This window comes from Yoonia sp. TsM2_T14_4 (genome assembly GCF_049602355.1).
GTDB classification, from domain to species: Bacteria; Pseudomonadota; Alphaproteobacteria; order Rhodobacterales; family Rhodobacteraceae; genus Yoonia; species Yoonia vestfoldensis_A.
The window spans coordinates 2,489,605-2,509,003 of the sequence record NZ_CP187137.1; the positions used below are offsets into that span (position 1 = coordinate 2,489,605).

The following is a 19,399-nucleotide window of genomic DNA, read 5'->3' on the forward strand; positions in this document are numbered from 1 at the left end:
GTCAGCCACGCATTGTCCCCGCAAGGCCCGGATCGCGATGCCGCACAATTGACGACACGTTGCTTTCCGCCTCCAGCGCCGTCATCACGCGGTGCAAATGTTCGGCATCCCGCAGATCAACATCGATCAACAGGCGGAAATAATCTGGCTTGCGGTCAATGAACTTGAGGTCAGAGATATTGGCGTTCTGTTCGCCGATCAATGTGCAAATGCGCCCCAGCACGCCCGTGTCATTGGTAATCGTCGCGTCAAAGGTCACGGTATTGACGGCGGCATGGGTGCCTTCTTGCCAATGCAGGTCGATCCAGCGTTCGGGCTGTTCTTCGTAATCGACCAATGCGGCGCAATCGATGGCATGGATCGTGACCCCCTGCCCGCGGAACGTGATGCCCAGAATACGTTCCCCCGGGACCGGCTGACAGCAGGCCCCGCGTTTATGGACCTGATCGGCGCTCAGGCCGACAACGGCGCGGCCCTGATCAACCTCGTCACCGTTGACATGGGCCAGTTCGGGATAGATCGCGCGCACGACCTCGCGGCCCGTTACCTCGGCGCTGCCCAGACGGGCCAGCAATTCGTCGACACTGTCGATGGCCAGCGCCTTGGCGGCGGTGCGCAGCGCCTTTTCGGTGGATTTCTTGCGCACGTTTTCAAACGCCACGCGTGCCAACTCGCGCCCCAGCCGGACATAACGTTCGCGGTCTTCTTCGCGCAAGGATCGCCGGATCGCGGTTTTCGCGCGGCCCGTCACGGCGATATCAATCCATGTGGCCTGCGGTGTCTGGCCTTCGGCGGTGATAATCTCGACCGATTGGCCGTTTTTCAGCCGCGTCCATAGCGGGACACGCAGGCCGTCCACCTTGGCGCCCACACAGGCCGACCCGATCCGCGTGTGGATCGCATAAGCGAAATCGATGGGCGTCGCCCCGCGCGGCAGCTTGATCACCTCGCCTTTGGGGGTGAAACAGAACACCTGATCCTGATACATCTCGAGCTTGACAGCCTCGAGGAATTCTTCGTGGTTCTGGTCGTCATCCAGCCGGTCGGTCAGCGACGCGATCCAGCGCACCGGATCAACGGCAAAGCGGTTTTCGACCCGTTCACCGTTCTTGTAGGACCAATGCGCCGCGACGCCGGTTTCGGCGACTTCGTGCATTTCGCGGGTGCGGATCTGCACCTCGACCCGTTTGCCGTCACGGCCCGACACGGTGGTATGGATCGACCGGTAACCGTTGGATTTTGGCTGGCTGATGTAATCCTTGAACCGCCCCGGCACGGCCCGCCAGCGCTGGTGGATCGTGCCCAGAACGCGATAACAATCAGCCTCGGTCGCCACGATGACGCGAAACCCATAGATGTCGGAAAGGCGGCTGAAGCCCTGATCCTTTTCCTGCATCTTGCGCCAGATCGAATAGGGTTTCTTGGCACGGCCCGCGACATCGGCCAGGATGTTGGATCTTTCCAGTTCGACCCGCATATCAGCGGTGATTCTTTGCACCACATCGCCGGTTTCGCGCTGCAGCGTGATGAAACGACGAATGATCGAATTGCGCGCCTCTGGGTTCAGGACGCGAAAAGACAGATCCTCTAATTCCTCGCGCATCCATTGCATCCCCATACGGCCAGCAAGGGGGGCAAAGATTTCCATGGTTTCACGGGCTTTTTGCGCCTGTTTTTCGGGGCGCATGGATTTGATTGTGCGCATATTGTGCAAACGATCCGCCAGTTTCACCAAGGTCACGCGCAGATCGCGGCTGGTGGCCATGAACAATTTGCGAAAATTTTCCGCCTGTTTGGTCTGGGTCGAGGTCAGCTGCAAATTCGTCAGCTTGGTGACGCCATCGACCAGTTCGGCAATCTCGCGGCCGAATCGTGTTTCGACCACGGCAAAGGACGCCTTGGTATCCTCGATCGTGTCATGCAGCAGGGCAGTCACCAGCGTCGCGTCATCCATCTGCTGCAAGGCAAGGATATGGGCGACAGCAACGGGATGGGTGAAATACGGCTCGCCGGAATGGCGGAACTGGCCTTCGTGCATATCGGCACCAAAGGCAAAGGCATCGCGCAGCAAAGCTTGGTTTGTTTTGGGATTATAGGCGCGAACCAGAGAGATCAGACTATCAGCATTCGTCATCTGGTTCCGCGCCTATCATTGGCAGGCTGAATAGCCCGCCCTAGCGCTGGCCTTGCGCTTCCATCAGCGCGCGCAGCAATTTTTCTTCGGACATGTCATCCTCGACCGGACGGTCGGCTTCGGCGCCCATCAGCAAGGACATGCTGTCCTCTTCGGGTTCGTCGATCTCGATCTGGGTCTGGTTGGCTTCGATCATGCGTTCGCGCAGGTCGTCGGCCTGTTGCGTTTCTTCCGCGATTTCGCGCAGCGACACGACAGGGTTCTTGTCGTTGTCGCGGGCCACGGTGATCGGCGAACCGGCAGCGATTTCACGCGCACGATGTGCTGCAAGCATCACAAGCTCGAAACGGTTTGGAACTTTATCAACACAATCTTCGACGGTAACGCGGGCCATGACGGATCTCCGGACAGGAATCTTCGGAAGCTGCATCCCTAGTGCGTTCAAAAGGGATTGACAAGGGCCAGCGGGGGCGGATTGCCCGCATTGTCAGCCTTTTGCCGATCGCTGTTCCAGCCGCACAACACCCGCGCGGTCGGCATCAGACAACCGGTCCAGCATTTCCACCACGCTCAGCCCGAGCAGCGGATGTCGCCAGTCAGCGGCGACATCGGCCAGCGGCACCAGCACGAAACTGCGGTCCTGCAGGCGCGGATGCGGCAGGATCAGACTTTCTGGTGCAGCCAGCGCCTGCACATCGGCTGGCAGATTGCGCCAATGGCCCTGCGTCGCGGCATCGGGCAGCACCTGATTACCCAGCGCGATCAGATCAAGATCAAGGCTGCGCTGCCCCCAGCGGACCCTGCGGATGCGCCCTGCCTCTGCCTCGATAGTGTGCAGCTGCGCAAGCAGGGCAAAAGCATCAAGATCAGTGGCAAATGCCATCGCCGCATTGACGAAATCAGGACCGGCGCCAGCGGGATAGGCAGGCGTCGCATAAAACGGGCTGACGCGCACGGCCCCGTGGGCCAAAGCGCCAACGCGCTCGATAGCCCACGCAACATTTTCCGCCACATCACCGCGAAATGACCCGTCGTTGCTGCCAAGAGCAATAAGCGCAATCTGGCCAATCATATCGCAAAGCGCCCCTTGTTCCCCGACAACCACTGCATAATATAGGTGTCTACTTGATCAAACTCCGCTCGTAGCACAAGGACGATCAAGGGTAATTGTCGAAAGGTGTTTCATGTTTTATCGGGATGAGCGTCTGGCGCTCTTTATTGATGGGTCGAATCTTTATGCAGCAGCACGCGCGCTGGGGTTCGACATAGATTACAAGTTGTTACGTCAGGAATTCATGCGGCGAGGAAAGCTGCTGCGCGCGTTCTACTATACCGCCTTGTTGGAAAACGACGAATATTCGCCGATCCGCCCACTGGTCGATTGGCTGCATTACAACGGCTATTCCATGATCACCAAACCGGCCAAGGAATTCACCGACAGCTTGGGGCGCCGCAAGGTCAAGGGTAACATGGACATCGAACTGGCCGTGGATGCGATGGAACTTGCCCCGTATCTGGACCATGCCGTGATCTTTTCCGGCGACGGCGATTTTCGCCCCCTGATCGAAGCCTTGCAGCGCAAGGGTGTGCGCGTGTCGGTCGTGTCCACGATCCGCAGCCAGCCACCGATGATCGCCGATGAACTGCGCCGTCAGGCCGACAATTTCATCGAACTTGAAGAATTGCGCGATGTTATCGGCAGACCAGCGCGCGAACCCCGCACCGACATGGTCGAGGCCGACAGCTAGGATTACGGCTCCGCATCATCCATAGGCGTGGCGGCAGGCATTCTGGCTGCCGCCACGCAAAGCGCGCTGTGTCGTTTTGGCAGCGCAATCCGGGGCCATTCTTGCACCAGCAGCTTGCATGTTGCTGCGGTATCGCCAGAACATGCCTTTGTCTTGCGCATTGGACCTGCACCATGGCGACCACGCCCATCATCGCCACCGCGCGCGCCGAAGTCGCGCCATTGCTGCATCTGGCCCTGCCGATCGTGGCGGGGCTGGCCGCATCCACGCTGATCGGCGTGGTGGATACGATCATGATCGCGCCTTTGGGCACATTGCCCTTGGCGGCGGCGTCGCTGACGACCGCGGCGATGATTATCTTTTATTCTGCGATCTATGGTTTCGTGTCCGCCGTGGGGATCGAAGCCGCGCATCGCCACGGCGGCGCACAGGCGGATGCCGTCGCCGCAGCCCTGCGCGCGGGGCTGGGTCTGGCCCCGCTGGCGGGATTGGTGGCATCGCTGTTGATGGTGCTGATCCTGTTGATCCTGCCACTGATCGGCCAACCGCCCGAGGTACTGGCGATCATCACACCCTATTGGCTGGCGATGGCGGCCGTGCTGGTGCCTGTCGCGCTGTTGATGGTGATCGCACAGGTGCTGAATGCGATGGACAGGCCATGGACGGCGGCGGGTTTCGCCTTTCTGGCTGTCATTCTGAACATCCCGCTGAACTATGGTCTGATCTGGGGCATCGGCGATTGGCCGGGGCTGGGGCTGGTTGGCGCGGGGCTGGCCAGCCTGATCGCGGAAACACTGGCCTTGCTGATCGCCATCACATGGCTGGCGCGGCATCGCCTGCTGCGTGCGCAGCCCGATGCGGCCCTGCGCAAAAGACTGGCCTGGGGCGGGTTGCCGTTGGCTATCGGATATACCGGCGAAGGGGCGGCCTTTGCCGTGGTCGAGCTGATGCTGGGGATATTTGGCGCCACCGCCTTGGCCGCCAACCAGATCGTGCAGGCGGTAGGGGGCGTGCTCTATATGCTGCCGCTTGGCATGGCGGCGGCCGTGGCCATCCGCATCGGGCAGGCCAGCGGGTCCGGTGATCCGGCACGGCTGCGCCCTATCGCAGTGGCGGCCATCGGCGTGGTCACCGTCTGGATGGTCGCGGTCACGATCATGCTGATCCTTTTGGGCGGCCGGATCGCCGCGGCATTGTCCGACGACAGCGGCGTTGTCGCGCTTGCCACCGCGATGTTCGTGATCGTGGCGCTGATCCAGGTCGCGGATGGGGTGCAATCGACCGCGCTTGGCGCGCTGCGCGGGATCATGGATTTTGTCTGGCCGACGCGGTTGACCCTGCTCAGCTATTGGCTGTTCGCCTTGCCGCTGGCAGCAGCTTTGGGGTTCTGGGCAGGGTTTGGGCCGCTGGGCGTCTGGGCCGGTTACGGGGTCGGAATCGCCCTTGTCGCAATCATCCTGCCAGCTCGGTTCTGGTGGCTGACCGCTGCGGCAAATCGCTGATTGCGAACGGCAGGGGCTGGACCCGCGCGGCGTCAGGCTTTACCTCTGGCATCAGCAGGAGAACGCGATGACCAAACCGCCCCTTACCCTTTATCTGGCAGCGCCCCGCGGCTTTTGCGCCGGTGTGGACCGCGCCATCAAGATCGTGGAAATGGCGATCCAGAAATGGGGCGCGCCGGTCTATGTGCGCCACGAGATCGTGCACAACAAATTCGTCGTTGATGCGCTGCGCGACCAAGGGGCCGTGTTCGTCGAGGAACTGGATGATTGCCCCGATGACCGCCCCGTGATCTTTTCCGCGCATGGCGTGCCAAAGGCCGTGCCAGCCGCCGCCGCCAAGCGCGAGATGATCTATGTCGATGCCACCTGCCCGCTGGTCAGCAAAGTCCATATCGAGGCGCAGCGCCATGCAGACAACGGATTGCAGATGATCATGATCGGCCATGAAGGCCACCCCGAAACCATCGGCACGATGGGGCAACTGCCCGAGGGCGAGGTGCTGCTGGTCGAAACCGTCGCGGATGTGGCGACCGTGCAGGTCCGAGACCCCGCGCGCCTTGCCTTCGTGACGCAGACGACCCTATCAGTCGATGACACGGCGGGTATCGTCGCCGCCCTGCAGGCGCGCTTCCCCGCGATCATCGGCCCACACAAAGAGGATATCTGCTACGCCACGACCAACCGCCAAGAAGCAGTCAAGGCGATGGCCCCCAAATGCGACGCCATGCTGGTCGTGGGCGCGCCCAATTCGTCCAACTCCCGCCGGTTGGTCGAGGTCGGCGCGCGTGCAGGTTGCGCCTATTCCCAATTGGTGCAGCGGGCCGCCGATATCGACTGGCGCGCGCTGGATGGGATCGGGTCGATGGGCATCACGGCAGGCGCGTCTGCCCCCGAAGTGCTGATCAACGAAGTGATCGACGCCTTCCGCGACCGCTATGACGTGACGGTGGAAATGGTGGAAACCGCCAAGGAAGACGTCGAGTTCAAAGTACCACGCGTGCTGCGCGAACCGGTGTGATCTGATGCAGGCCATCCCCCGTTCCGCACTGTGGCTTGGCCTTGCCGGGCTGATCCCGTTTTTCTGGGGCGCGCTGACATTGCTGCGCCCTGAGCTTGGCCTTTGGGGGGCTGCGACATTCGGGCCGCGGTTCATCGGACCCTATGTGCAATTGTTCTATGGCGCGGTGATCCTGTCATTCATGTCGGGCGTTCTATGGGGCTTTGCCACCAAGGCGAGCGGGCGCGCCGCAACAGCCGGCTATATCCTGTCGGTCATTCCCGCGCTTTGGGCGTTTTTCATGACAGGCGGCGGGCCGACTGGGGCGGCGGTGAACCTGATCGTGGGGTTCCTTGGGCTGTTGCTGCTGGATTGGCATTTCTGGCAGATGGGCCTTGCGCCGAAATGGTGGATGCATCTGCGCGGGCTGCTGACGGCGCTGGTCGTGCTGTCATTCCTGCCGCTGGTGCTGTGATGGCGGATCTTTACGCCTATACCGATGGGGCCTGTTCGGGCAATCCCGGCCCCGGCGGCTGGGGCGCGCTGCTGATCGCACGCGACGGTGATAAAGTGGTCAAGGAACGCGCGCTGTCAGGTGGCGAGGCAGACACTACCAACAATCGCATGGAACTGCTGGCCGCGATTTCGGCGCTAGAAACACTCGGCCGGGCGACGGCGATCACCATCGTGACCGACAGCGCCTATGTCAAAGACGGAATCACCAGCTGGATTCACGGCTGGAAAAGGCGCGGCTGGAAGACATCGGCGAACAAACCCGTCAAGAACGAAGACCTTTGGCGGCGTCTGGACAGCGCAGTCGCGCAGCATCAGGTCCGTTGGGAATGGGTCAAAGGCCATGCGGGCCATGTCGAAAACGAACGTGCCGATGAACTGGCCCGCGCTGGCATGGCACCCTACAAGCCCTGACACCGATCATGGTGTGATCAAGCGGCAGTCTTGTCTGTGTCCTTAGGGGCGCACTGGTCGCAAGCCGGGCGTAGCTGGAAACCGGCGGTCTACGAAGGCTATGCGCAGCGGCAGTGATGCGCCGCGGGCGGGAAATTTTAGCGCTCCCCCGCCACCTGCAGCACAATCTTGCCGATATGCGCACTGCTTTCCATCCGCGCATGGGCGGCAGCGGCATCGGCAAGGGCGAATGTCTGGTCCATCACTGGCTGCACCCGCCCCGCGGCGACCAATGGCCAGACATGCTTGCGCAAGTCTTGCGCGATCCGCGCCTTGGCAAGGTCGGATTGCGGGCGCAGCGTCGAGCCGGTGATCGTCAGGCGACGGGTCATCATTTGCACAAGGTTCAATTCCACCTTCGGGCCTTGCAGAAATGCAATCTGGACCAGCCGACCGTCATCCGCCAAAGCCGCGATATTGCGCTGGATATACGGGCCGCCAACCATATCAAGGATCAGGTCAGCGCCCCCCAACTCTTTCATTTTCTCGACGAAGTCCGTCTCTCGATAGTTGAAAGCAGCCTCTGCGCCCAACCCCAGACAGGCGGCGCATTTATCGTCCGATCCGGCCGTCGTGAACACCCGCGCGCCAAACACATGCGCCAGCTGGATCGCCGTGGTGCCGATGCCGGAACTGCCGCCGTGGACCAGAAACCGTTCACCCGCCTGCAAACCGCCGCGCATGAACACATTGGACCAGACGGTGAAAAACGTCTCGGGCAGGCAAGCCGCCTGCGCCAGCGTCAGGCCGGCAGGCACCGGCAGACAATGCGCGCCAGGGGTCGCAACATAGGCGGCATAACCACCCCCCGGCAGCAAGGCGCAGACCCGGTCGCCGATCTTCCAATCGGTCACACCCGCACCAATGGCCGCAATCTCGCCCGCGGCTTCCAAGCCCGGCAGATCGCTGGCACCGGCAGGCGGGTTATAGAGGCCCGCGCGCTGCAAGGCATCAGGGCGGTTCACACCGGCATAGGCGACCTTGATCACCACCTGATCATGGGCCGGTTCCGGCATTGGCCGCTCCGTCAGGGCCAGCACCTCTGGCCCGCCCGGCTGCGTAATCTCGACCGCCTGCATCATGTCGGGTCGCGCCAGACGCCCGGCAGGTCTGGGTCCATATCGCGGCGCGGCGCCTTGATGCCCGCCATCAACCGCGCAAGGGGCATTGTCAGTGGTTTCAACAGGGCGTTGTCGCGCAGCTGCGCCTTGACCTTTTCAAACTGCATCACGCCATCAATCCGCCGATCAATGAACGCATCCGTCGCCTGCCCGCCAGTGCTGTCGTCACCCAGCCAATACAGCACGACCGCGGCATAGATCCCCGACAGGGTCAGCCGCTTGGTATACCAATTTGCGTCGTCAGATGTATCGCCCAGCGCCGTCCAGATCGCATCCGCGGTGCCCCAGACCAGCCGCGCCCCATCGGCGGCCATATGCGGCAAGGCGAACATGGCCGTGCCGCGGCGCACCGCCTCTTTATCGGGGATCGCGCGGAGACGCAGGCGGATCGCATGGGCAACCTTGTCACGAAACCGCATGCCTGTCAGGTCGGCGGCATCCAATGCAGCCACCATCGCCGCATCGCCCTGTTCATGGAATGCAATCGCCAGATCAATCGCACCGCGCGGGCAGATCGTGCGCGCCACGGCAGGGTCCACACCCACATCCGCAATCGCCGCATTGAAGGCCACAGGCGCCCAACCGTCAAAGGCCACATGGGGGATGATCGCATCCAGCAATTGCTGTTTGACGGGGTCGAGTGGGGTTTGTGACATGATCGGGGCTCCTGTCCTGTCGATACTGGACAAACTAGCCCATCTTTGCTATCTGGCCAACTCCTGCAATTTTGCAAATCCAACTTAGAGAGGTGGTGAAAACCACATGCAGGTAAGTGTTCGTGATAACAACGTCGATCAGGCGTTGCGTGCTCTGAAGAAAAAACTTCAGCGTGAAGGCGTTTTTCGTGAAATGAAGCTCAAGCAACATTTCGAAAAGCCGTCGATCCGCAAGGCCCGTGAAAAGGCCGAAGCGATCCGCCGTCAGCGCAAGCTGGCCCGGAAAAAGCTGCAACGCGAAGGCATGCTGTAAAGCATCCCCGATTGTTGAAACGATTGACCCCCGATTGCGCAAGCAGCGGGGGTTTTTTGTTGGGGGGTCGGCAGTTCACACGAATCCTTACAACGCGAACAATTGCCAGCAAACACATGAACTATTGCCGCTTTTGCATGCCAAATCGCATTGCCAAATTTTCGCTTCGGTCCCCTGATTATGGCGAAGCTATCGCCTGTTTCGGGCGTATCGGTTTTGTGTGTCGTGCAGATACGGACCTCGGCGATCGAAACCGGTGGGACCTTATCGAAGAGGCAAGAAACGATTCCGCCACCTGAATAGGCTGGTTATCGCCTCGCAAAAAACCCCCTCAATGCTGCTCGGGCACCAGCACTTCGCGTTTGCCGACGTGGTTGGCGGCGCTGACCACGCCTTGGTCTTCCATCTGCTCGACCAGACGCGCGGCCTTGTTATAGCCGATGGCCAGTTTGCGCTGGATATAGCTGGTGGAACATTTGCGATCCTTGATCACAATCGCCACGGCGGTATCATAGAGCGCGTTTTCCAGATCAGACCCGTCGCCCAGACCTAGGACCAGATCAATGCTGGATTCGTGATCATCTGACGGCCCTTCGACCACGCCGGACATATATTCAGGCGGACCAAAGCCTTTGAGGTGGTTCACGATTTCCTCGACCTCTTCATCGCTGACAAAGGGGCCGTGGACGCGCATGATCTTGGACCCGCCCGCCATGTACAGCATGTCCCCCATACCCAGCAGCTGTTCGGCACCCATTTCACCCAAAATCGTCCGGCTGTCGATTTTTGATGTCACCTGAAACGAAATCCGCGTCGGGAAATTGGCCTTGATCGTGCCGGTGATCACATCGACCGACGGGCGCTGTGTGGCCATGATCAGGTGGATGCCCGATGCGCGGGCCATCTGTGCAAGGCGCTGGATACAGGCCTCGATTTCCTTGCCGGCGACCATCATCAGATCGGCCATCTCGTCCACGATAACGACGATATAGGGCAGGACTTCGGGCTGGAATTCCTCGGTCTCGAAAATCGGATCGCCGGTTTCATCGTCAAAACCCGTCTGTACGGTGCGGCTGAACATCTCGCCTTTGCTCAACGCTTCTTTCACCCGACCATTGAAGCCGTCGATGTTACGCACGCCCATTTTCGACATTTTGCGATAGCGTTCTTCCATCTCGCCCACGACCCATTTCAGGGCGACGACCGCCTTTTTCGGGTCGGTCACAACAGGCGACAACAGATGCGGAATACCGTCATAAACGGACAGTTCCAGCATCTTGGGGTCAATCATGATCATCCGGCATTCCTGCGGTGTCAGCTTATACAGCAGCGACAGGATCATCGTGTTGATGGCCACCGATTTCCCCGACCCCGTGGTCCCCGCGATCAGCAAATGCGGCATCTTGGCCAGGTTGGCGATGATCGGCTCGCCGCCAATATCTTTGCCCAGCGCCAGCGGCAATTTCTGGTTGCCGTCACCGAAATCGCGGTGCGACAGGATTTCGCGCAGCACGACCTTTTCGCGGTTCTCGTTGGGCAGTTCGATCCCGATCACCGACCGGCCCGGCACGGTGGACACACGCGCTGACAAGGCCGACATCGACCGCGCGATATCATCGGACAGGCCGATGACGCGGCTGGCCTTGAGACCCGGTGCCGGTTCAAGTTCGTACATGGTGACAACAGGGCCGGGACGCACGGCGATGATGTCACCCTTGACGCCGTAATCATCCAGCACGCTTTCCAGCATGCGGGCGTTTTCGCTCAGCGATTCGTCGCTCAGATGATGGCGCGTGATCTCGACCGGGTTGGTCAGCAACGACAGCGGCGGGCGTTCGTAATCGGCATAAGGATCATCGAATTTCAGCGCAGGCTGCGCCTCGGCCACGGCCTGACGCGACGGTTGGATCGCGCGCTTGGGCGGATGCTGCACAACTGTGCGCGGTTCGACAAAGGACGGCACTGACGGAATCGGCATATGCGGGGCGGCCAGATAGGGCGCATCATCGTCGTCATCGTTATCATCATCTTCGAAAATGGCATCGTCCTGCTGCGGTTCCGGCATGACCAGCGGCGGGTAAGGCGCATAAACCAGCGGCTTTGGCCCGCGCCCTGCGGTCAGGGATGGTTCAATCCGCACGCCAGTCGGCGATGGTGGCGTCGTCCGGCTGCGGATGGCATCGGCGATGCGCGCGCTGACGCGGGCGGTGTCGGCCACGGGTTCGGCATCTGTCAGGCGCGGTTCGGGGGTGACCAGTTCGGGTTGCGGCATCGGGTCGTTGCGGCGCAACAGGCCGGACAGAAAACCGCCCGTGCTGGGCGCTGGTTCCGAGGCCATATTGCGCATCGGGGCAGTCAGCGGTGGCGGCGCGGCAGGGATCTGGCCGGTGGTTACAGGCGGTTCCTCGGCCCCAAAGGCAGGGCGCGCGCGCACCACGGCCGCCGCGCGCAGGCGGCTTTCGAAATCAGAGGAGACAACGGGCTGTGGCCAGCTGACGATATCCTCGGTCACCTGCGGATCGGCAAACATCCGGCTTTGCGCACGACGGGCTTGCACAGCCGCTGTCGCCACATGCGCGCCTTGCGCCGAAAGAGCGGCCCCCCTGCCCATCATCCGCAGCACGAAATCATAGATCAACACCGTGCCCAGCATCACGAACCGCAGCCCCTTGCGCAATTCGGGGCGGGTGAAGCCCAACAGAAACGTCAGCAGAGCGACCAGCAAAACGGCGGCCAGAAAGGACAAGAGCTTGACCCCGAACACAGTGCCGAACGGCAGGATCGTCAGCAAAACGCCCAGTACGGTATCGCCGAACAACCCGCCCATGCCAAAATTGGCAGGCCAGTCCTGCGCCGGTGCCAGCGTCGCCGCATAGACAGAGGCCACCACCATCACCACGGGGGCAAACATCGCGCGGCCGATCACGCGGTCCTGGCCGTAATGAAACACGAACCGCGCGCCTGCCGCGATCAGCGTCGCGGCAATGACCCAAGACCCCAGCCCGATCACCATCATCAAGGGCGCGGCGACCGAGGCCCCGAAATGGCCCAGCCAGTTCTGCACTGGCGCATCGGTGGCGGAAATCCAGCTTGGGTCATCGGGCGAATAGGTCCCGATCACGACAGCAAACAAGGCCCCCGTCACGATCAGCGCAAGACCGACCAATTCGCGGCTGCGTTTTTCCAACGCGGCCTGCGTGGTGCTGTCAAAAAGCGGATCGCGCTGGCGGGACTGGTAAGATGCCATCTGGTATCTCCTATCTATATAGACAGTCGCGGATCAGTGTCAGACCGCGCTGCATTTCTTGGGTCGGGGCCACCATGGCGACCCTGATATAACCATGACCGGGGTTCTCGCCCGCGACATCGCGGCTCAGATACGCGCCCGGCAGAACCCGCACGCCGGTCTGTTGCCACAGCGTAACCGCCGCCGCCGCGCCATCCGGCACCGGCAGCCACAGGAAAAACCCCGCCTGCGGCGACTGATAGCCCGGCACATGGCCAAGGATGTCATCGGCAATATCGAATTTGCGGCCATAAAGCGCGCGGTTCTCCACCACATGCGCTTCATCCGCCCAGACCGCCGCTGCGACCGATTGCAGCGGACCAGCCAAAGGCGCACCGGCAAAAGCACGCAACTGACGCAGGCGCGCGATCGATGTCGCACCACCCGCCGCAAAACCGCAGCGCAGCCCGGGCAGGTTGGACCGTTTCGACAGGGATTGGAAAATCAGCACGCGGTCAGGGTCAGCACCCATCGCCGCCGCAATCTCCAACGCGCCGGGTGGGGGCGCATCGCGGTAGATCTCGGAATAGCATTCGTCGGCGAAAATCATGAAATCATGCTTTTCCGCCAGCCCGATCAGATCGCGCCAATAGGCCTCTGACGCCACAGCCCCCTGCGGGTTGGCAGGCGAACAGATATAGGCAATCGCCGTGCGGTCCAGCGTCTCGGCAGGCAGGCTGGCAAAATCGGGCAGATGGCCGGTGGCGGATGTCGCAGCGACATAGACAGGCTCGGCCCCGACCGACATGGCCGCGACGCCGTAAACCGGATAAAACGGATTGGGCATCAGCACGACAGGCCGTTTGCCATTCTTGGTTTCAGGACACAGCGCCATCGCAGCGTTATAAAGCCCCTCGCGCGTCCCGTTCAGCGCGATGATCCGCTCGGTTGGCACATCCAGCCCGTAACGGCGCTGCAAAAACCCCGCCATCGCTGCCAGCAGATCGGGCTGGCCTTCGTTGCTGGGATAGCTGTTGAACCCGCCAAGATGCTGTTCCAGCAACGGCCCGACAAAAGCGGGAAAGGCATGGCGCGGCTCGCCGATCGTCATGTTGATGACGTCGGTGGCCTCGGTCGGCACGTCCAACAGCGCACGCAGGCGTGGCCAAGTCGCAACCGGAAGGTCCGAAAACCGCTCGGGGAAATCCATAACTGCCTCAATTCGCGGGATCATTTCGCCCCACTTCGACCACAAACTAGCGCAGCAGATGCGCGTGTGTCCAGCGCCTGCCATGCTTTGTGGGGAATTTGTGGCTTTTCAGACGGTCCAGCCCATCTTCCGGGCCTAAATATCCCCGCCGGAGGCCAGAATCTTTTATCCCAACATCTTTTATCCCAACGCCCGTGCCGCCGCTGCCGCCAGCCGCAGCAGACGCGCCTCGCCCCCAGTCTGCCCGTTGAACATGATCCCGCAGGATGGCACATCCGTGGGCAGGGTGATCGAACAGACATCCAGCAGGTTCGCCACGCGGGTGTTGCGCAGGGCCAGCAGGTTTTCGGATTTGTAATAGGCATCATCCGTCAACAGGCGCGCGGCATCGGGGGGCAGCAAAGGCGCGGTCGGCATGATGACGGCATCGAACTGCGCGGTTTCAGCCGCATATTCCTTGCGGATCTGGCGCAGAATGTTCCAGCCCGCCACGAAATCAGGCCCCGACACGGTTTTCCCGCCACGCACCCGTTCCAGGATCTGGGGAAACATCTTTTCGGGATGCGCCTCGACCAGATCGCGCCACCAGCCATAGCTTTCTGCGGCATAAAGGTTGCCCGCGACGTTGAACGCATCGAATAGCTGCGAAAAATAGCGGTGTTCGATCTGCGCGCCTGCCGCTTGCAGTTTTGCCACGCTGGCCTCGAACGCCGCGCGGGGCGCGTCGCGCACATCCTCGGGCACGATCGTATCAAGCACCATCAGGCGCATGCCGGCCAGATCGGCCCCACCCAGATCAACGGGGCGCGATCCTTCGAGCACGGCCAGCAACAGCGCCGCATCCTCGACCGACCGGCACAAGGGGCCAACGGTATCAAAAGTCAGGCAAAGCGGGACGACACCTTCCAGCGACAACCGCCCATGGCTGGTTTTCAGCCCCACCAGATCATTCCACGCCGCCGGTATCCGCACCGATCCGCCGGTATCCGTGCCGATCCCCGCCGCCGCAAGGCCGAACGCGACAGACGCCGCCGCCCCCGACGATGACCCCCCCGCCACAGCGCCCGCGTCATTCACACAAGGCGGCGTCGCGGTGATTGGGTTCAGGCCCAGCCCGGAAAAGGCGATTTCGGACATATGGGTCTTGCCCAGACACACCAGCCCCGCCGCCGTCGCTGTCTCAAGCACCTTCGCATCACGCTCCGGCACGCGGCCTGCCAACAGGGCGGTGCCTGCCTCTGTCCCGATACCGGCGCTGTCGAACAGGTCTTTCCAAGACACCGGCACACCGTCCAATGGCCCGCGCCGGAACCCTGACGCGGCGCGTTCGCTTGCCGCTTTGGCCTCGGCGCGCGCGCGGTCATGTGTGACGCGGGCATAGATCCGGTCACGGTGTTCATGCGCGTCGATGGCGGCAAGGTAGACCTCGGTCAAATCCACAGGGTCAATCATCCCTGCGGCAATCCCACGCCCCAGATCCGCGGCCGTTTGCCAACGCCAGTCCTGCATCTTTCATTCTCCTGTTTGGCGGAACCGTAGCGGCGCAAAGGCGCATGGACAATCCCGCCTGCGGGGTCATATTGCGGCCCATGAACACAGATATCATCATCGTGGGCGGCGGGCTGAACGGCCCCGCCTTGGCCTTGGCGGCGGCACAAGCAGGATTCACCGTGACGGTGATCGACAGCCAGCCTGTGCCGGTCCACACGGACCCCGCTTTTGACGGGCGGTCCTATGCGCTGGCGCTGACCTCTGCACGGCTGTTGCGCAGTATCGGCATCTGGCCGGTGATCGCGGCCAATGCCCAGCCCATGCTGGAAATCAAGGTCACTGACGGGCGCGCGGGCGAAGGCCCCAGCCCCTGGATGATGCATTTCGACCATGCCGAAATCGAAGAAGGCCCGATGGGCTATCTGGTCGAAGACCGGCACCTGCGCCGCGCCTTTCTGGATGCGATGGCGGCAGATGGCAGGATCACCCATCTGGCAGGGCAGACCGTCATAGGGCAGATGGTCACAGCAGGCGGCGTGCAGGTGACGCTGGCCAATGGCGAGGCGCTGGACGCGCAGCTGCTGGTCGGATCGGACGGGCGCAAATCCGGCACCGCCGAACGTGCAGGGATCAAGCGTACCGGCTGGGACTACGGGCAAACCGCCGTTGTCTGCGCCGTGGCACATGACAAACCGCATAGCGGGATCGCGCATCAGTTCTTCATGCCCGCAGGCCCGCTGGCAATCCTGCCGCTGACGGAAAACCGCAGTTCCATCGTCTGGAGCGAACGGCGCGCCCGCGCGCAGGAATTGGTCGCAATGGATGATGCGGCGTTCCTGAACGCGCTGAAACCTGCCTTTGGCAGTTTTCTTGGCAATATCCAGCTGACCGGCGCGCGGTTCAGCTATCCTTTGAACCTGACGCTGGCCAACAGCCTGATCGCAGGCCGGATGGCGCTGGTCGGCGACGCCGCACACGGCATCCACCCGATTGCGGGGCAAGGGCTGAACGCCGGTTTGCGCGACGTGGCGGCCTTGGCCGATGTGCTGACCACCGCGCGTAGCCGCGGTGAGGATATCGGCAGCGCCCAGACCTTGCAGCGCTATCAGGAATGGCGGCGGTTCGACACGGCGACGCTGGCACTGGCAACCGACACGTTCAACCGGCTGTTTTCCAACGACAACCCCCTGATCCGCGCTGCCCGCGATATGGGTATGGGGCTGGTCAACAGCGCCCCGCGCCTGCGCCGCGGCTTCATGCGGCAGGCGGCAGGGCTGAACGGGGATTTGCCAAGCTTGATGCAGGGTTAGATGACGGGGTACCGATCGACATCGATCTTGTGCCGCTGACAGATCAAATCGATGTAGCTTCCGCGCGGCGGGACACCAGAGAAATGTTTGCGCAAATCACCGCGCGTCTCGCCTTGGAAATGGTGAAACCGCACCCAAGGTTGTTCATAGCTTTCGATGGCTCTTTCGGGATCCAGAAAACCCCTTGCTGGCCAATATGTATGCCAATGCTGACCGCGACTGATTTCGCCGGTGATGCTTAACGCCCAGCGGGTGACGCTTGGGCCGGTTGTCGTCCACGGCAGATCATAAAGCGAAATCTGTCCTTCGGTCTCATATTTGCTGACAAGACCCTTGATCCTGTCAGCGCCTAGCCAATGCGGCAGCGGGACTTCTGACGAAAGAAATTCAAGGATCAGCTTCAACGCAAGCGAGTTTTTCGGCAGGCGCAGCACACAATTGTTGACCGCTTTGTTGCGCCAGACAACGCCGAACAGATAGTCTGAGGAAAAATCCAAAGGATTGACGCAATAGATGTCCAGATCGACCCAAACATGATCCGTCATTTGCAGCAGATGTATGCGAAAAACATCGGAATAAACCGCCGCACGACGCCGTGAGGAAGGGTGTTTTTGAAATTCTTCGTCGGAATAGATGCTCCTTGCATCATGCAAGATCACACCGTCCGGCACGTCCATGGTCAGGTCAAGAACATAAAGATTGAACGTGTAACCGTGATCGAGGAAAGACTGGATGCAAACTCTTTCAACACAGGACAACGGCGCACCGAACCAGAAACTCGCAACTTGGAAATCCACAACCTTAACCCTGACACAACAGCAAATACTGGTCGTAGGTCTATGGACAGGCAACACCGATTGTCAACGACATCGTCCGCGCATCAGTCTACCTGCCGCGCCTCGTCCACCAGCATCACCGGAATCCCGTTCCTGATCGGGAACGCCAGATGGGCGTTTTCGCTGACCAGTTCCTGCCGCTCGGCATCATAGCGCAGGGTCGCGTGGGTGATGGGGCAGACCAAAGCCTCCAGCATCTTGGGGTCGAAACCGGGCTCGTTCATTGCATCACACCTTCTCCGTTGCCGCCGCGCAGGGCATATTCCATCAGCGTCAACAGGGTTTCGCGCCGTGTGGACAGCGACGGGGCTTCCAGCAGGGCTTGTTTGTCTTCTGGTGTGAAAGGGCAAAGCATCGACAGCGAATTGATCAGCAATTCATCTTCGGCCTCGCTCAGGCTGTCCCAATCGGTGGACAGGCCCTGATCCACCAGAAACCGGTTCAACGCCTTCATGAAACTGTCGCGGTCAAAGTTTTCGTCTTTTTCCACCGGCCCCAGATCGCGCGAAAACCCTTGCCAGCTGACCTTGCAGCGGCGGTAGGGGGTGAAACCTTCGATCTCTTCCACGATACGGAAACGGGACGCGCCGGACAGGGTGACCATGTACCGCCCGTCCTCGGTTTCGGAAAACGCCGTCAGCTTGCCCGCGCAGCCGATGCTGTGCAGCTTGCCTGCCGCACCGGGGGCGTCATAGGGTTGCACCATCCCGATCAGCCGCGAGGATGTTTTCATCACATCGTCCAGCATCGCAAGATAGCGCGGCTCGAACAGGTGCAACGGCAAGCGCGAACGCGGCAAAAGCAGCGCGCCGGGCAGGGGGAACACCGGAATGGTGTCCGGCAGATCAGTTGATGATATCATTGGCATGACATAGTCCGCCTTTGCCCTCAGGCAAATATCATTGACGACAACCGGCGCCGTCCGGACAGCACGATCGGGTCCTTGGCATCGCGAGCGTCGAAAATCTTGAACAGCTGGGTTTTTGCGGCCCCGTCGTTCCAGTCACGGTCGCGGCGGAACAGGTCCAGCAGTTCGTTCACCGCTTCTTCGACCTGACCATTGGCATGCAGCGCCACCGCCAGATCGAACCGCGCCTGATGGTTGGCGGGGTCGGCATCAACCAGCGCCTGCAATTCGCCCACGGGTCCGGCATTCGCCGCCTCGCGCAGCAGGGTGATCTGGGCGTGCAACGCCTCCAGCGCGGGGTCGGTCGAGATTTCGGCAGGTGCGCCGTTCAGGATCGCCTCGGCCTGATCGACGTCGTCCAGCGCAAGATAGCAGCGCACCAGACCGGCATAGGCGGCAGCATTGGCGGGGTCTTCTTGCAGGACCGCGGCAAAGGTTTCGGTGGCGTCTGTCACGGCACCTTCGGTCAGCATCTGTTCGGCGGCCTCGATAGCACCGGCCAGACCGTCATCAGGTTCGCCAGCAAGGGCTGCGATCTTTTCGACAAAGGCGTTGATCTCGGACGGTGGCAGCGCGCCTTGGAACCCGTCGACCGGACGGCCTTGATAGAATGCGTAAACCGTGGGGATCGACTGTACCCGCAGCTGGCCGGCATAGCCGGGGTTGCGGTCCACGTCGATCTTGACGAGCTTGACGCGCCCGCCTGCCTTGGTCACGGCGGCTTCGATCGCGGGGCCAAGGGTTTTGCACGGGCCGCACCACGGCGCCCAGAAATCGACGATCACCGGCACATCCTGCGAGGCCGCGATCACATCTTGGGGGAAACTGGCATCGGTGCCGTCCTTGATGACATCCACAGGGGGGGTCGGTTTGGCGTTCAGTTCCAGCATCGCGGTCTCCTTTAACGGGCTGGGGCATATATGTGGGCAAAAGCGGCCTGCGCCAAGGGGCAATGACACTTTCGCTTGCGCTGCTGCAGGCA

The 19,399-nt window shown here is 61.5% G+C and carries 19 protein-coding genes; 7 read left to right on the forward strand and 12 right to left on the reverse strand.

The annotated features are described in order from the left end of the window. Position 1: 1 nt before the first annotated feature. From ACPF9B_RS12405 to folK, 3 genes are all read right to left on the reverse strand, one after another. On the reverse strand, positions 2-2,134 hold the full coding sequence (locus ACPF9B_RS12405) for a RelA/SpoT family protein (RefSeq protein WP_007206557.1): 2,133 nt from the start codon (positions 2,132-2,134) through the stop codon (positions 2-4). 40 nt (positions 2,135-2,174) lie between these two features. Then, complete coding sequence (gene rpoZ, locus ACPF9B_RS12410; protein WP_007206556.1) at positions 2,175-2,528, reverse strand: DNA-directed RNA polymerase subunit omega; 354 nt, start codon at positions 2,526-2,528, stop codon at positions 2,175-2,177. Between the two features lie 93 nt (positions 2,529-2,621). Then, positions 2,622-3,206 carry a 2-amino-4-hydroxy-6-hydroxymethyldihydropteridine diphosphokinase gene (folK, locus tag ACPF9B_RS12415; RefSeq protein WP_007206555.1) on the reverse strand — a complete coding sequence of 195 codons (585 nt, stop codon included), beginning with the start codon at positions 3,204-3,206 and terminating at the stop codon, positions 2,622-2,624. Positions 3,207-3,318: 112 nt separating this feature from the next. Between folK and ACPF9B_RS12420 the strand changes: the two genes are divergently transcribed. The 5 genes from ACPF9B_RS12420 to rnhA all read left to right on the forward strand — a co-directional run bounded on the left by ACPF9B_RS12420 (position 3,319) and on the right by rnhA (position 7,308). After that, on the forward strand, positions 3,319-3,882 hold the full coding sequence (locus tag ACPF9B_RS12420; RefSeq protein ID WP_424177724.1) for an NYN domain-containing protein: 564 nt from the start codon (positions 3,319-3,321) through the stop codon (positions 3,880-3,882). A 173-nt stretch (positions 3,883-4,055) separates the two neighbouring features. Next, positions 4,056-5,384: an MATE family efflux transporter gene (locus ACPF9B_RS12425; RefSeq protein ID WP_424177726.1), complete on the forward strand. Its 1,329-nt coding sequence runs from the start codon at positions 4,056-4,058 to the stop codon at positions 5,382-5,384. Between the two features lie 67 nt (positions 5,385-5,451). Further along, the gene (gene ispH / locus ACPF9B_RS12430) at positions 5,452-6,402 is read left to right on the forward strand and encodes a 4-hydroxy-3-methylbut-2-enyl diphosphate reductase (RefSeq protein WP_424177728.1); all 951 of its coding nucleotides are present in this window, start codon (positions 5,452-5,454) and stop codon (positions 6,400-6,402) included. A gap of 4 nt (positions 6,403-6,406) precedes the next feature. Then, positions 6,407-6,856: a DUF3429 domain-containing protein gene (locus tag ACPF9B_RS12435; RefSeq protein WP_007206551.1), complete on the forward strand. Its 450-nt coding sequence runs from the start codon at positions 6,407-6,409 to the stop codon at positions 6,854-6,856. Beyond that, entirely contained in the window at positions 6,856-7,308 is a 453-nt protein-coding gene (gene rnhA / locus ACPF9B_RS12440; RefSeq protein ID WP_007206550.1) for a ribonuclease HI, read from the forward strand. The genes ACPF9B_RS12435 and rnhA overlap by 1 nt, the downstream gene beginning before the upstream one ends. Before the next feature lie 137 nt (positions 7,309-7,445). Here rnhA and ACPF9B_RS12445 read toward each other — a convergent pair whose 3' ends face one another. Together ACPF9B_RS12445 and ACPF9B_RS12450 are read right to left on the reverse strand one after the other, a co-directional pair. Beyond that, a complete protein-coding gene (locus ACPF9B_RS12445) occupies positions 7,446-8,429 on the reverse strand; it encodes an NAD(P)H-quinone oxidoreductase (protein WP_424177730.1) in 984 nt (327 codons plus the stop codon). Then, positions 8,426-9,124, reverse strand: coding sequence for a COQ9 family protein (locus ACPF9B_RS12450; protein WP_424177732.1), 699 nt, complete (start codon positions 9,122-9,124; stop codon positions 8,426-8,428). The genes ACPF9B_RS12445 and ACPF9B_RS12450 overlap by 4 nt, the downstream gene beginning before the upstream one ends. A gap of 106 nt (positions 9,125-9,230) precedes the next feature. Between ACPF9B_RS12450 and rpsU the strand changes: the two genes are divergently transcribed. Then, complete coding sequence (gene rpsU, locus ACPF9B_RS12455) at positions 9,231-9,437, forward strand: 30S ribosomal protein S21 (RefSeq protein WP_007206547.1); 207 nt, start codon at positions 9,231-9,233, stop codon at positions 9,435-9,437. Between the two features lie 331 nt (positions 9,438-9,768). On the opposite strand, the gene ACPF9B_RS12460 is transcribed toward rpsU, so the two are convergent. From ACPF9B_RS12460 to ACPF9B_RS12470, 3 genes are all read right to left on the reverse strand, one after another. Beyond that, positions 9,769-12,684: a DNA translocase FtsK gene (locus tag ACPF9B_RS12460; RefSeq protein WP_424177735.1), complete on the reverse strand. Its 2,916-nt coding sequence runs from the start codon at positions 12,682-12,684 to the stop codon at positions 9,769-9,771. Positions 12,685-12,694: 10 nt separating this feature from the next. Next, the gene (locus tag ACPF9B_RS12465) at positions 12,695-13,873 is read right to left on the reverse strand and encodes an aminotransferase class I/II-fold pyridoxal phosphate-dependent enzyme (protein ID WP_424177737.1); all 1,179 of its coding nucleotides are present in this window, start codon (positions 13,871-13,873) and stop codon (positions 12,695-12,697) included. Between the two features lie 180 nt (positions 13,874-14,053). Beyond that, positions 14,054-15,382, reverse strand: coding sequence for an amidase (locus ACPF9B_RS12470; protein ID WP_424177739.1), 1,329 nt, complete (start codon positions 15,380-15,382; stop codon positions 14,054-14,056). Between the two features lie 44 nt (positions 15,383-15,426). Between ACPF9B_RS12470 and ACPF9B_RS12475 the strand changes: the two genes are divergently transcribed. Next, a complete protein-coding gene (locus ACPF9B_RS12475) occupies positions 15,427-16,674 on the forward strand; it encodes a UbiH/UbiF/VisC/COQ6 family ubiquinone biosynthesis hydroxylase (RefSeq protein WP_424177741.1) in 1,248 nt (415 codons plus the stop codon). On the opposite strand, the gene ACPF9B_RS12480 is transcribed toward ACPF9B_RS12475, so the two are convergent. The 4 genes from ACPF9B_RS12480 to ACPF9B_RS12495 all read right to left on the reverse strand — a co-directional run bounded on the left by ACPF9B_RS12480 (position 16,671) and on the right by ACPF9B_RS12495 (position 19,307). Further along, positions 16,671-17,471 carry a hypothetical protein gene (locus ACPF9B_RS12480; RefSeq protein ID WP_424177743.1) on the reverse strand — a complete coding sequence of 267 codons (801 nt, stop codon included), beginning with the start codon at positions 17,469-17,471 and terminating at the stop codon, positions 16,671-16,673. The two genes, ACPF9B_RS12475 and ACPF9B_RS12480, sit on opposite strands and share 4 nt — an antisense overlap. A gap of 83 nt (positions 17,472-17,554) precedes the next feature. After that, the gene (locus ACPF9B_RS12485; protein ID WP_424177745.1) at positions 17,555-17,734 is read right to left on the reverse strand and encodes a Trm112 family protein; all 180 of its coding nucleotides are present in this window, start codon (positions 17,732-17,734) and stop codon (positions 17,555-17,557) included. Continuing rightward, positions 17,731-18,372: an LON peptidase substrate-binding domain-containing protein gene (locus ACPF9B_RS12490; RefSeq protein ID WP_424180426.1), complete on the reverse strand. Its 642-nt coding sequence runs from the start codon at positions 18,370-18,372 to the stop codon at positions 17,731-17,733. Before ACPF9B_RS12490 ends, ACPF9B_RS12485 begins: the two co-directional genes overlap by 4 nt. A gap of 26 nt (positions 18,373-18,398) precedes the next feature. Further along, on the reverse strand, positions 18,399-19,307 hold the full coding sequence (locus tag ACPF9B_RS12495; RefSeq protein WP_424177747.1) for a tetratricopeptide repeat protein: 909 nt from the start codon (positions 19,305-19,307) through the stop codon (positions 18,399-18,401). Positions 19,308-19,399 lie beyond the last annotated feature (92 nt).